This window comes from Ruminococcus turbiniformis (assembly GCF_020687545.1).
Taxonomy (GTDB): Bacteria; Bacillota; Clostridia; order Lachnospirales; family Lachnospiraceae; genus Mediterraneibacter; species Mediterraneibacter turbiniformis.
On the sequence record NZ_JAJEQX010000053.1, the window covers coordinates 1 to 14,234 of the forward strand.

General features: G+C 44.1%; 11 protein-coding genes and 1 pseudogene. 11 read left to right on the top strand and 1 reads right to left on the bottom strand.

All coding sequences use genetic code 11. The features are described 5' to 3' along the window. The first annotated feature begins 281 nt into the window (after positions 1-281). A complete protein-coding gene (locus tag LKD70_RS17395) occupies positions 282-422 on the top strand; it encodes a hypothetical protein (protein WP_227709140.1) in 141 nt (46 codons plus the stop codon). Positions 423-442: 20 nt separating this feature from the next. After that, positions 443-832: pseudogene (locus tag LKD70_RS17400) on the top strand (cysteine hydrolase family protein); the annotation flags it as partial. Positions 833-929: 97 nt separating this feature from the next. Here the strand turns inward: LKD70_RS17400 and LKD70_RS17405 are convergent. Then, complete coding sequence (locus tag LKD70_RS17405; protein ID WP_227709141.1) at positions 930-1,532, bottom strand: DUF1836 domain-containing protein; 603 nt, start codon at positions 1,530-1,532, stop codon at positions 930-932. Positions 1,533-1,758: 226 nt separating this feature from the next. Between LKD70_RS17405 and pcrA the strand changes: the two genes are divergently transcribed. The 9 genes from pcrA (at position 1,759) to LKD70_RS17450 (ending at position 13,937) form a co-directional block, all read left to right on the top strand. Beyond that, positions 1,759-4,059, top strand: a complete 2,301-nt coding sequence (gene pcrA, locus LKD70_RS17410) for a DNA helicase PcrA (protein ID WP_227709142.1) — start codon at positions 1,759-1,761, stop codon at positions 4,057-4,059. A 123-nt stretch (positions 4,060-4,182) separates the two neighbouring features. Next, positions 4,183-4,422, top strand: coding sequence for a hypothetical protein (locus LKD70_RS17415; RefSeq protein ID WP_227709143.1), 240 nt, complete (start codon positions 4,183-4,185; stop codon positions 4,420-4,422). A 118-nt stretch (positions 4,423-4,540) separates the two neighbouring features. Further along, positions 4,541-5,911: a 23S rRNA (uracil(1939)-C(5))-methyltransferase RlmD gene (gene rlmD / locus LKD70_RS17420; protein WP_227709144.1), complete on the top strand. Its 1,371-nt coding sequence runs from the start codon at positions 4,541-4,543 to the stop codon at positions 5,909-5,911. Positions 5,912-6,169: 258 nt separating this feature from the next. Further along, on the top strand, positions 6,170-6,463 hold the full coding sequence (locus tag LKD70_RS17425; protein WP_456115030.1) for a helix-turn-helix domain-containing protein: 294 nt from the start codon (positions 6,170-6,172) through the stop codon (positions 6,461-6,463). Further along, positions 6,456-8,024 carry a type I restriction-modification system subunit M gene (locus LKD70_RS17430; protein ID WP_227709145.1) on the top strand — a complete coding sequence of 523 codons (1,569 nt, stop codon included), beginning with the start codon at positions 6,456-6,458 and terminating at the stop codon, positions 8,022-8,024. Before LKD70_RS17425 ends, LKD70_RS17430 begins: the two co-directional genes overlap by 8 nt. Beyond that, positions 8,021-8,794, top strand: a complete 774-nt coding sequence (locus LKD70_RS17435) for a hypothetical protein (protein ID WP_227709146.1) — start codon at positions 8,021-8,023, stop codon at positions 8,792-8,794. The genes LKD70_RS17430 and LKD70_RS17435 overlap by 4 nt, the downstream gene beginning before the upstream one ends. Beyond that, positions 8,791-10,143, top strand: a complete 1,353-nt coding sequence (locus LKD70_RS17440) for a restriction endonuclease subunit S (RefSeq protein WP_227709147.1) — start codon at positions 8,791-8,793, stop codon at positions 10,141-10,143. Before LKD70_RS17435 ends, LKD70_RS17440 begins: the two co-directional genes overlap by 4 nt. Positions 10,144-10,156: 13 nt before the next feature. Beyond that, positions 10,157-10,705 (top strand): restriction endonuclease subunit S, encoded by a 549-nt coding sequence (locus tag LKD70_RS17445; RefSeq protein WP_087416507.1) that lies wholly within the window; start codon positions 10,157-10,159, stop codon positions 10,703-10,705. A 13-nt stretch (positions 10,706-10,718) separates the two neighbouring features. Next, a complete protein-coding gene (locus LKD70_RS17450) occupies positions 10,719-13,937 on the top strand; it encodes a type I restriction endonuclease subunit R (protein WP_227709148.1) in 3,219 nt (1,072 codons plus the stop codon). The last annotated feature ends 297 nt before the right edge of the window (positions 13,938-14,234 follow it).

The following is a 14,234-nucleotide window of genomic DNA, read 5'->3' on the forward strand; positions in this document are numbered from 1 at the left end:
TACATCCTGGCTGACCCGTCCGCAGCTTGGTACAATTGGAAAGAATCACATTCAGAGCAGTTCAACTTTACTTAGAACTGCTCTTTTTGTGTCTGCTCTGAATCTGATACTTTCCTAATGAATTATAGCAGATTTGGGGTATGATATGGTATGGTTTGGACGTGTCATGATCGTTGCCATTGAGACAGGTATGATAACGCCGACTTTTGGAATGAATGTGTTTACAGTAAAGTCTTCGCTGCACGGTATGAATATAAGAAAAAATGAAAGGATTTATGAAGATGTCAGATATAAAAATTCCCAAAGAGAAAACTGCAATTGTATTAATTGAGCCACAGCATGATTTCCTGTCAGAAGGCGGCACAATGTATGCCCATATTAAAGAACAGCTGGCGGAAAGACATGTCATTGCCAATCTGTAGGACCTGCTTGTGAAGGACTCCGCGGAATTGAGATGGATATGGAAGCAGACTGGGGAACCGGGGCATGGCTGCGCGGGACTCCGGGACCGGAGATCATTAAAGAATTTACGCCCCAGCCGGGGGATGTTGTGGTAGAAGGGAAGAAGACGCTGGATGCATTTCATTCTACCGGACTTGACTATTATCTGAGAGCTAATGAGATAGAATATGTTGCTTTCACTGGTTTCCATACCGACTGGTGTGTAGAATCTTCCGCGAGGTCAGCTTATGATAAGGGGTATAGAGTGATTGTGATTGGAGACTGTACGGCCACAGATACTCAGGAAGAACAGGATTGTTGTGAGAAATGGATCTTCCCCAAAATCGGTAAATTGATGAATTACAGAGATTTTTTGGAAAGCCTGGAGTAATAAACGTTTGTACACTGACGCTGGAACCGGCGGAAGTAAACAGCAAAAAGAGGGGAAATTGGTTTTATCCAATCTCCCCTTTTTGTTATACGCTCGTTCATTCTTCCTCTGCGGAGGCCATGCTGTCTATGATTTTTTCTATCATCATTTTTTTCAGATACACATCGAAACTTAAACTGCACAGAAAGGTGAACATCCTGAGTTCGTTCTGATCGTCAGTATCGGAAATGTCTGAAAATGAGGAAAGAGATTTCTCGTACGCTTCCCTGACTGAATCCTTCATAGGTTCGATGCGAGATTTTTCCATTTCGCAAACTTCCCGGTAAAGATCGGCGAGACTGATTTCTCCCTCGCCCGGAAAATATTTTTCTCTGAGCGGGGTTAATACGGTTTCAATATCCTTGATTGACAGGATACTTTTAAAGTAGTAGATCAGAATGAGAAGAAGAACATGCTCTTTGGAGTACTTCTTCTTTATAGACGGAGGCAGCAGATTGTTCTTCGTGTAGTTGTTGATCATTGTCTTGGTAAGAATTTTATCGTCGCTGTAGCGCTTTGTGGAAGCAAAATGATCATTCATAAAAGTAGTAACCTGATCCATATACAGGTCAATGTTAGGAATCTCTTCCGGACGGATATAATCCACATGGTCAAGACTCTCGAGAATACTGTTTAATATATCATTTGTATCAATTGTCATATTATCACCTCGGTATATCTATTATATAGTAGTGAAAACTATATGACAAGTGGAAAATCCATGAAACGAATATCTGTAAAGCTGTGAAAGCGGTGTCCGGACGGCTGCATTGACAGAAGCGAACCGTCCATATTATAATGACACCTGAAAACGGTAACCAGGGCAAAGCGTATTGCGGATATCTGCTTTGTCTTATAAAATACTTACATTGGAGAAAGTGTAATTTATGAGCATTTATGATACGTTGAACGAACCACAGAGGGAGGCGGTCTTTCATACGGACGGCCCCCTTCTTATTCTGGCAGGAGCCGGATCAGGTAAAACAAGGGTGCTGACGCACAGAATTGCATATCTGATCGAGGAGCGGGGAGTGAATCCCTGGAATATCCTTGCAATTACGTTTACAAACAAAGCGGCTGGAGAGATGCGCCAGAGGGTGGACAGCCTGGTCGGCTTCGGCTCGGAGAGTATATGGGTGAGTACATTTCATTCTATGTGTGTGCGGATTCTCAGGCGGTTTATAGACAGGCTCGGATATGAGAACCGATTTACAATTTATGATACTGATGATCAGAAAACTCTGATGAAGGAAGTCTGCCGCAAGGTGGATATTGATACCAAACAGTTTAAGGAACGGATGCTGCTCTCGGTTATTTCTTCCGCAAAAAACGAGCTGATCTCTCCGGAGGAGTTTGAACTTAACGCGGGAGGTGATTTCGGGCAGAAAAAAATTGCCAGGGCATACCGGGAATACGAGGCCCAGCTCAAGGCAAACAATGCTCTGGATTTTGACGACCTCCTTGTAAAGACGGTACATCTTCTGAGTACACAGCCGGATGTGCTTGAAAACTACCAGGAGAGGTTCCGCTACATCATGGTAGATGAGTATCAGGATACGAATACAGTGCAGTTTAAGCTGGTAAGCCTGCTTGCCGGAAAATACAGAAACCTCTGCGTGGTAGGTGACGACGATCAGTCCATCTATAAGTTCCGCGGGGCAAACATCAGGAACATTCTTGATTTTGAGAAGGAATTTCCAGATGCGGAAGTGATCAAGCTGGAGCAGAACTACCGGTCCACAGAGAATATATTAAATGCTGCCAACAGCGTGATCCGGAACAACCTGGGACGGAAGGACAAGACACTCTGGACAGACAACGGAGAGGGAGAGAAGATCTCTCTGCGGCAGTTTGACAACGGATATGAGGAGGCGGAGTTTATCGCGGAGGATATCCGGAAGGGAGTACGGGAGGGCGCAGCGTATAATGACAACGCTGTTCTCTACCGCACAAACGCCCAGTCACGTCTTTTTGAGGAGAAGTTCGTGGCGATGAATATTCCGTATAAGATCGTGGGCGGCGTTAATTTCTATGCCCGCAGAGAAATCAAGGATATTCTGGCTTATTTAAAGACAGTGGACAACGGGCAGGACGATCTGGCTGTGCGCAGAATTATCAATGTGCCGAAACGCGGCATCGGACTTACAACAGTAAATCGGATTCAGGAGTCTGCCGACATGCGAGGAATCAGCTTCTACGAAGCTCTGACGGCTCCGGATCTTATACCGGGGGTGGGGAGAAGCGCGTCGAAGCTTGACTCTTTTGCGGCTCTGATTGAATATTTCCGGGGGCAGTCGGAGAAAGAGAGTCTGACGGATCTCTTAAATGAGATCATCGAGCAGACCGGTTACATACAGAGTCTGGAAGGAGATGACCCCGAGGATACCGCTGCAAGAATCCAGAATATAGACGAGCTGATCAGCAAGGCTGCCGCTTACGAGGAGGACTGCGAGGACAGAGGAGAACAGGCGTCCTTAAGCGGTTTTCTGGAAGAGGTTGCTCTTGTGGCAGATATTGACTCGTTGGATGAGGAACAGGACTATGTAGTCCTTATGACTCTGCACAGCGCGAAAGGACTGGAATTTCCGCATGTCTATCTGGCGGGCATGGAGGACGGACTTTTCCCGAGCTATATGACAATCACCGGAGATGATCCGGAAGAGCTTGAGGAGGAGCGGCGGCTTTGTTACGTGGGGATCACCCGCGCGGAGAAAAAGCTCACGCTGACAAGTGCAAGAAGCAGGATGATCCGGGGAGATGTGCAGTACAATAAGCTGTCGCGTTTTGTAAAAGAGATTCCGAGAGATCTTCTGGATATGGGAAACAGTGGCAGAGGGGCTTTTGGAAGGAGAAGAGATTCGGGCAGCAGTGAATTTTCGGACAGCAGTGGATTTTCGGCAGGCAGTGAAAAATCTGCAGGAAGCAGCGCAGGTTCTCTCTCATATAATAAGCTGGTTTCCGGGAGGCAGCCTTTCTCTGCACTTCAGAAAGGAAGTCAGCTCAGAGCGGAGAAGACGGACAAGCTCGCCTATCAGGCGGGCGACAGAGTGCGCCATGTAAAATTCGGTGAGGGAACGGTGCTGGAGATCCGCGAGGGAGGCAGAGATTTTGAGGTGACGGTGGATTTTGACAATGCAGGCGTGAGAAAGATGTTTGCCATGTTCGCGAAACTTGTGAAAATTTCATGATTTCGGATTAGTATAGATTCATCGATTAAAGATTTTATATTAAATCAGTAGTAATCTGAAAATGTTAGTGTTATAATATTAGAAAGTAAGCGCTGTCTCAGAGACAGAGAAAGGACGTGCATTATGAGCAAAGTAGAAGAGCTTATCGCTGAGTCAAAACTGAGTGAGATTCTGCATAAAAACGAGGCAGAAAAACAGAAAAATACAGTAATTTGGGTATTGGCTATTATTGGAGCAGTGGCGGCAGTAGCGGCAATCGCGTATGCGGTATACCGTTTCTTTACACCGGATTATCTGGAAGATTTTGAAGACGATTTCGATGATGATTTTGACGACTATTTCAGCGAGGACGATCAGGTATAAGAGCCGGGTAAGGAAAGTCGGTATTGGATTTCGGACAGCTGGTTTGAGAAAAAGGAACAGTCAGGCAGGATGTGGGCAACTGCACCCTGTCTGTTTTTCTGTAAAAGGAGCTTTGGTTTTGAAAAAAGGACAGGTATTTGAAGGAATAATTGAGAGAGTGGATTTCCCCAACAAAGGCATCGTATCTCTGCCCGGGGAGGAGAAAAAGGTGATTGTAAAAAACGGAATGCCCGGTCAGAAGGTTCGTTTTGTCATTAACAAATTCAAGCAGGGCAGCCCGGAGGGAAGACTTCTGGAAGTGTTGGAAAAGTCGCCTCTTGAGACGAGAGATCCGGTCTGCAGCATCTTTCCCGCGTGCGGGGGATGTATGTATCAGACAATGACCTATGAAGAGCAGATGAAGATGAAGGAAGGGCAGATCCGCCGGATCATGGACAGAGCGGTGATTGGGGAGTATATGTTTGAAGGTGTGAAGGCGAGTCCGAAGGAGTTCGGTTACCGGAACAAGATGGAGTTCTCCTTTGGGGATGAATATAAGGACGGACCGCTCTCTCTGGGACTTCACAGGAAAGGGAGCACCTACGATATTCTGACCGCGTCAGACTGCAGGCTGGTTCACAGTGATATGAACAGGATTCTTGTCTGTGTGCTGGAATATTTCCGGGAGAGAAAGGTAAGCTATTACCGGAAGATGCAGCATACAGGGTATTTGCGCCATCTTCTTCTTCGCCGCGGGGATACGACAGGGGAGATTCTTGTCAGTCTTGTGACGACATCTCAGGAGGAACACGATCTGAAGCCGCTTGTGGATGCGCTGCTTCACCTTGAGCTGGAGGGAATGATTGTCGGTATTCTTCATATTGTGAATGACTCTCTGTCTGACGTGGTACAGAGCGATGAAACCCGCATTCTCTTCGGACAAGACTTCTTTTATGAGAAACTGCTGGGACTGGAGTTTAAGATCACTCCGTTTTCTTTCTTTCAGCCAAATACCCGGGGCGCGGAAGTGCTTTATGAAACAGTGAGAGAGTACATCGGCAATATCCGGGATATGACTGTCTTTGATCTGTTCAGCGGGACGGGGACGATCAGTCAGGTTCTGGCTCCGGTGGCAAAACAGGTCATCGGTGTGGAAATTGTTGAAGAAGCGGTGGAAGCTGCAAAGGAAAATGCTGCGAGGAACGGTATTTCCAACTGTAAATTCATAGCAGGCGATGTATTTCGGGTGCTCGATGAGATTGATGAAAAGCCGGATGTGATCGTGTTGGATCCACCCAGAGACGGCATCCATCCAAAGGCGCTGCCGAAGATACTGGACTACGGTGTGGAAAGGATTGTGTATATCTCGTGCAAGATGACGAGTCTTGCACGAGATCTGGAGATGATGCAGATGAGAGGGTATCGAGTGGAGCGGATGACGGCGGTGGATCAGTTCTGTGAGACGGTGCATGTGGAGACAGTCGCTCTGCTCACGAGAAAAGCCCAGTAAATCAAAGGTTTCTGCCGATTTGGAGCGAAAATAGGTGTGTGTTTCTGTTTCCGTAGAATGGGTATAGGGAAATTGATTTACCCAGGGGGATAGACCTTGGAGAACAGGTGTTATACGTTTTGGCGAAAGGATATATTTTCACAAAACCAGTAAAAAGTGGCATTGCATTTTCTTTAATTAACTGGAAGTGCAATGCCGTTTTGTTATGAATAACAGTTTATTTGAAGGAAAATTTCTTTTTCAAAAGGTATTCATGAATTGAAAAATTCACTTTTGCGTGATATACTTTTCTTATATTTTTTGGCAGAAAAATGGAGGTGCGACATGGCAGTTAGCTATAAGAAATTATTCCATTTATTGATAGAGAAAAACATGACGAATGCACAGCTGCAGCAGGAAGCGGGTTTTTCCGCAAATATTATCACGCGATTGAAACGAGGCGGGTATATTTCCCTTGAAAGTGTGGAAAGTATCTGCCGTGTTTTGAATTGTGGTGTGGACGATATTCTGGAATTTATACCGGAAGATAACGGAGGAAAAGAGAATGGTTGATACTAAAAAGGAACAAGAGCGTGATGAACTGCATCGTGCTATTTGGGCAATTGCGGATGAATTGAGGGGAGCAGTTGACGGATGGGACTTTAAGAATTATGTTCTTGGAACGATGTTCTATCGATATATTTCTGAAAATTTGTGTAATTACATAAACAGTGGAGAGGCAGCAGCAGGAAACTCTGATTTTGACTTTGCAAAAATGCCTGACGAGGATGCAGAAGAAGCACGTGACGGATTAGTGGAAGAAAAAGGCTTTTTCATTTTGCCGAGCGAATTATTCTGCAATGTTCGTGCTAATGCTGCGAATGATGAAAACTTAAATGAGACATTGGAGCGAGTATTCCGTCATATTGAGGAGTCTGCGAAAGGCAGTGAGGCAGAAAGTGATTTTGCCGGATTATTTGATGATTATGATGTCAACAGTAATAAGCTTGGTTCCACGGTAGCCAAGCGGAATGAGAAACTGGTCAAGTTGCTGAATGGCGTGGGAGAAATGAAACTTGGCGATGTGAAAGACCATTCCATTGATGCGTTTGGTGACGCATATGAGTACCTTATGATGATGTATGCCTCCAATGCAGGAAAATCAGGAGGGGAATTTTTCACCCCTGCAGACGTCTCAGAACTACTCACAAGGCTTGGAACTGTGGGAAAAACAGAGATCAATAAAGTTTATGATCCGGCCTGCGGGAGCGGCTCCCTGCTGCTAAAGGCAGAAAAAATTCTGGGCAGAGATGCGATAAGGAATGGCTTTTATGGACAGGAAATCAATATTACCACTTATAACCTGTGCCGTATTAATATGTTTTTACATGATGTGGGATTTGATAAATTTAATATTGCCTGCGAGGACACATTGATCAGTCCGCAGCATTGGGATGACGAGCCGTTTGAATTGATTGTTTCAAATCCGCCTTATTCTATCAAATGGGTGGGAGACGATAATCCGTTGCTGATTAATGATCCCCGTTTTGCTCCTGCCGGAGTTCTGGCACCAAAGAGTAAGGCGGATATGGCATTTATTATGCATAGTCTTTCATGGCTTGCATCTAATGGGACTGCTGCCATCGTATGCTTTCCAGGTATTATGTACCGTGGCGGAGCCGAGCAGAAAATCCGGAAATATCTGGTTGATAATAACTATGTGGATTGTATCATTCAGCTTCCGAGTAACCTGTTCTTCGGGACTTCTATTGCGACCTGTATTATGGTTATGAAGAAAAATAAGACAGACAACAAAACCCTGTTTATTGATGCAACGGATGAGTGTATTAAGGTGACGAATAACAATAAACTGACTCCCGAGAATATTGACCACATTGTCGATGCATTCACAAAACGGGAGGAAGTGGAGCATTTCACTCATCTGGCTACCTATGAAGAAATCTCTGGAAATGATTATAACCTGTCCGTATCCACTTATGTGGAAGCTAAAGATACCAGAGAGAAAATAGATATTGTGAAGTTGAATGCGGAGATCAAAGAAATCGTGGCTCGGGAGCAGGTGCTTCGAGATGAGATCGATAAGATAATTGCAGAAATTGAGGGAAAGGTATGAGTTGGGAGAGGGTTTTTATAAGTCAAGATTATGGCAGACCAATATATAAGCATAAAGAATTACCAGTCTATATTACGGATGAATTTGATTTTTTTAGATGTGTAGAGTTTAAGGATGAATTTTATGGGAAAACAGCAAGCACACTTTTTAATGGCAATTTACGGGAGTGTACGGGAAGATATTCAAAGTTGTTTCCAAATCAGAAGTTGTCTTATTGGGCCGATAGTCCTTCAACGGCAAGAGCAGAAATCAAAAAACACGGAGCAGGAAATAGTATTTTAACGTTTTGGGCTTATGATGATGGTACAAGTACATTTCCTACGTTGCCAGATCAAACACCGCTGATAATTATCGATGGACGTAAATGTGGTGTACAAGAATTGATTGATAAGGTTGATAATGAAGTTTCACTATCTGAGATAGAGCAAAAGTATATGACTGATTTACTTGTACAAGAGCCGGATTGTTTAGTTTTTGATTCTCATGCAAAAAGAGGAGGAGAAAATTTTATCTTCTTTGAAAAAGGATTCCGAAAATTAGCACTCCGTCAGCTACGACTTCGCTTTGGTAAGAGTGACGGAGGTAATTGTAATCGAATTGTCTGTGCAGATACTAGCGACTATATTCCCTTCGTTGAGAACTATGGGAAATATTTTGAGCCAAAAGTAAGAATAAAAATGGACAAAACATATTTATTGAGCAAGGAATATTTTCAACGTAGACAGATTTGCGAAGAATCTCACCGAAAAATGTGGGAGGCGATGAAATGAACAAATTGGTAAAATTGATACAAGAACGTTGTCCAAATGGCGTGGAGGTAGTAGAACTCAATGTCATTGCAAATTATGCTAAAAATCGTATTGATGCCTCGTGTGTAGATGAAAACAATTATGTTGGCGTTGAGAATTTACTTCAAAATAAGCGAGGAAAAGTAAAAGCTAGTAGTGTGCCAACAATAGGTACGGTGATTGAATTTCATAGAGGAGATGTATTGATTGGTAACATTCGTCCATATCTGAAAAAAATTTGGTTGGCAGATTGTGATGGAGGAACGAATGGAGATGTTCTTGCAATCCAAATTAAAGATAGAAGGATGATGCCTGAATTTCTTTATTATGTCCTATCTTCCGATCAATTTTTTTTGTATGACATGCAGAATTCAAAGGGGGCAAAAATGCCTCGTGGTAACAAAGAGGCGGTTATGAAGTATAAAATCCCAGTACCTCCTCTGGAAGTACAACGTGAAATAGTCCATGTGCTGGACTCTTTCACGTTACTTACAGCCGAGCTTACAGCCGAGCTTACAGCTCGGAAGAAGCAGTATAGTTTTTATAGGGATCAACTACTGAAATTTGAAACTGGTGTTAGGATTGTCCCTATTAAAGAGGTTATAAAGCATAGTTGTTCAGGAGCAACTCCAGCGAAGGGAAATTCGGATTATTATGATGGTGGTACAATACCATGGATAAGAACGCAGGACGTTTGCTTTAATGAGATTACAAATGTGAATTCCTTTATTACAGAAAAAGCAGTAAAAGAAACTGCTGTTAAATGGATTCCAGAAAACTGCGTAATTGTTGCAATATCGGGAGCAACGGCTGGAAGATGTGCAATTAACAAAATAAAAGCAACAACCAACCAGCATTGCTTAAATATGGAAATAGACAAGGAGAAAGCTCTATATAAATATGTGTATTACTGCTTGTGCAGTAAACAAGATGAGTTGATTTCAAAGAAACAAGGTGCAAGAGGTGATTTGAATGCTTCTTTAATTATGAGTACGGAAATACCAGTTCCGAATCTTGACATACAGAAGAGAATTGTTAAAGTTCTCGATAACTTCGATGCCATTTGTACTAACTTGAATATTGGTTTGCCAGCCGAGATTAAAGCGCGTCAAAAACAATATGAATATTATCGAGATTTACTCTTGACATTTGCTGAGTCCGGCAGCATGCTCGTGACAGACAGACAGACAGACAGACAGACAGACAGACAGACAGACAGACAGACAGACAGACAGACAGACAGACAGACAGACAGACAGACAGACAGACAGACAGACAGACAGACAGACAGACAGACAGACAGACAGACAGACAGAACTGAACGCAATTAGGCTTATTCAGTATGTGTTTGGTTATGCTGTCTTACCGCTCAGAAAAGTTGCAAATGTATTCAGAGGGGAATACATCACCAAGAAAAGTACTACAAAAGGAGATATTCCAGTGATCCTTGGTGGTCAAGAGCCAGCTTATTATATCAATAAATATAACCATGATGGGGAAATTGTAGTTATTGCCAGGAGTGGAGTTTCTGCTGGCTTTGTTTCCTATTGGAATCGGAAAATATATGTTACAGATGGCTTTGGATATGAAGGAAGAAACGAACTGGTCACTACAAAATATTTATATTATGTTTTAAAAAATATGGAGCCTGCTTTGAATGCAATGAAAAGAGGGGCAGGTGTCCCACATGTTAGTGGGGAGACACTTTCTAATGTGCTGCTGCTTATACCAGCTTTGCAAGAACAAAATAAGATTGTAAATATACTCGACCGATTTGATACCCTTTGCAACGACCTGTCCGAAGGCCTTCCGGCGGAAATTGAGGCACGCCGAAAGCAGTATGAATATTATCGGGATAAGTTATTATCCTTTGAAGAACTACAGAAAAAGTAAGGAGGCAAACACTGTGCCATATTTTAATATCGTGGCGGAAACGTCAGAAAATACCGTTGTCACGGAATATGAGCCGGTAAAGAAGCGTTCTGACAGTTACCAGAGCGAAGCCGCCCTGGAACAGGAATTCATCCGAATGCTGTGTGAACAAGGGTATGAATACCTTCCGATTCACACGGAGAGTGATCTGGTTAGTAATCTCCGCAGGCAGCTGGAGGAATTGAACCATTATATCTTTTCCGATACAGAATGGGAGGACTTCTTCCACAATGCCATAGCAAACCCGAATGAACACATCGTGGAAAAGATCCGGAAGATACAGGAGGATCATATCCAGAATCTGCGTCGTGACGATGGATCGACTAAGAACATCACGCTGATCGACAAGAAAAATATCCACAATAACCGTCTGCAGGTCATCAATCAGTATGTGGTTAGTACAAAAGATGGGGCAAAGCACGACAACCGGTATGATGTTACAGTGCTGGTCAACGGGTTCCCGTTAGTACATATAGAACTGAAACGCAGGGGCGTGGCCATCCGGGAGGCTTTCAATCAGATTGAGCGCTACCAGAGAGAGTCTTTCTGGTCGGGCAGTGGGCTGTATGAATACATCCAGATTTTTGTTATCTCCAATGGAGCAAATACGAAATATTATTCTAACAGTACCCGGTGGAACGCAGAGCGGGAGCATAAAAAGAAAGGCGCAAGTAAGACCAAGAGCAGTAACAGTTTTGAGTTTACCTGCTTCTGGGCAGATGCCAATAATCGTGTGATCCCTGATTTGATCGATTTTACGAAGACGTTTTTCGCAAAGCACACGATTTTAAATATCTTGACAAAATATTGTATCTTTACGTCCGAGGATATGCTGATGGTCATGCGCCCTTATCAGATCACAGCTACGGAGCGCATTCTTAATAGGATTGAGATTGCCAACAATTATAAAAAATATGGCAGCGTGGAAGGCGGCGGTTATATCTGGCACACCACAGGTTCCGGCAAGACCCTGACTTCTTTTAAGACAGCAAGGCTTGCCTCAAGGCTCCCGTATATTGACAAAGTACTGTTCGTGGTAGACCGTAAGGATCTGGACTACCAGACCATGAAGGAATATGATCGTTTTGAAAAAGGGGCGGCAAACAGCAACACCTCCACTGCGGTTTTGAAAAAGCAACTGGAAGACGTGGAAGCCCATATCATTATTACGACCATTCAGAAACTGGCAACCTTTATCAAGAAGAATCCTGTTCATGAGGTGTACACGAAACACGTGGTCATCATTTTTGACGAGTGCCATCGGAGCCAGTTTGGGGACATGCACACGGCGATTGTGAAACATTTTAAGAAATATCATCTGTTCGGCTTCACTGGCACACCGATCTTTTCCGTGAATTCGGGCAGGGCAAAAAACCCGGAATTCTTTACTACGGCGCAGACATTTGGAGACCAGCTTCACAGCTATACTATTGTGGACGCCATCAATGACAAGAATGTACTCCCGTTCCGGGTGGATTACGTCCAGACAATGAAGGCGGAGGAAGAGATTACGGATGAGATGGTCTGGGATATTAACCGGGAGAAGGCCATGATGGCTCCTGAGCGTATCCGCCTTGTGACCAGCTATATTCTAGAGCATTTCGACCAGAAGACCTACCGTGGCGATAAAACCTACGTATATAATACACTGGTGAATATCAAGGAAGTGGCATCTGCCAAGCGTGACGAAGTGGAAGAAATCAAGCGGAAACAGCGCATCAGTGGTTTTAATTCCATCTTTGCGGTGGCGAGCGTGCCGATGGCCAAGTTGTATTACCGGGAGTTCCAGAAACAGATGGCGGAAGACCCGACCAAGAAGCTGCGGATTGCGACTATTTTCAGCTATGGCGCAAACGAAGAGGAAGCGGATGGTATTCTGGATGAGGAGAATTCGGAAGACACATCTGCTCTTGACCAGCCATCCCGTGAATTTTTGGAAGAGGCAATCCGGGATTATAACGAAATGTTCCATACGAACTATGACACCTCCAGTGAGAAATTCCAGAATTATTATAAAGACGTGTCGCTGCGTATGAAGAATAAAGAACTGGATCTGCTGATTGTCGTGAACATGTTCCTGACGGGATTTGACGCCACGACCATGAACACGCTGTGGGTGGATAAAAATCTGAAGATGCACGGGTTGATTCAGGCGTTTTCCCGTACCAATCGTATCCTGAATTCTATCAAGACCTTTGGGAATATCGTATGCTTCCGCAACCTGCAAAAGCGTGTGGATAGCGCTATTTCCCTGTTCGGGGACAAGAATGCCGGAGGAATTGTTCTCCTGCAGAGTTTTAAGGATTACTATTATGGGTACGAATCCATAGACGGAAAGTCCATGCCGGGGTACGTGGATTTGATAGAAGAACTGAATCAGAAATTTCCATTATCGGAGCCACGGATCACCGGGGAACAGAACCAGAAAGAGTTTATTGCCCTGTTTGGCGCTATCCTACGTATGCGGAACCTTCTAGTATCCTTTGATGACTTTAAAGGCAAGGAAGGGATCTCCGAGCGTGACCTGCAGGATTATCTGGGACGGTATCAGGACTTACGAGACGAGTGGAGCCGCAAACGGAGAGAAAGCACGGACATCACGGATGACGTGGTCTTTGAAGTGGAACTGATTCACCAGATTGAGATTAACATTGATTATATCCTGATGCTCGTGAAAAAGTACCACGATACCCACTGTGAGGATAAGGAAGTGCTGATCACGATCCGTAAGGCCGTAGACGCCAGTCCGGAATTGCGGAGCAAGAAACAGCTGATCGAGAACTTTATCGCCGGGATCAACGAGGTGGATGACGTCATGGACGAATGGAATAATTACGTGGCACAGCGGCGGGAACAAGATCTTGATGAGATTATCGTGGAAGAAAGGCTGCGCCCGGAGGACACCCGGAAGTTCATGGAGAACGCTTTCCGGGACGGGGAGATCAAGACAACCGGGACTGACATTGATAAACTTCTACCCCCGATCTCACGCTTCGGCGGCACTGGTATCAGGGCGAAGAAGAAGCAAGGCGTCATTGATAAGTTAAAGACATTTTTTGAAAAATATTTTGGTATTGGCGGTTCAGCATCTTTTATCGAGCCGAGACATAACATGATTACTTATGATCTTGACGGAAAGGAGTCGCTGTCGATGGTAGCAGAACCGAAAATACCGTATGGAAAGAAGGATTAATTCATGAAGGCATGAAATATTAGTGTTTGTAAAGGGAAATGGGGCTATTGACAAATAGAACGTATGTTCGTATAATATAATCATCGCTACAGTAGGAATCGTTGATACAAAACGAGAAGAGATTAAACAGACACTTTCCCTTGAGTTTAATCTTGCTTAGGAGGCGTAATTGCAAATAGCGGCCTACTACGGCCGGTTTTGCGGAGCAAAACGGCCGCAATGCGGAGCTGAGCGGCCAGGGTTTCTTTTGATTTAAAGACTCCCCATCCCTCATAATGGAAGAATACCGCTGGTGCG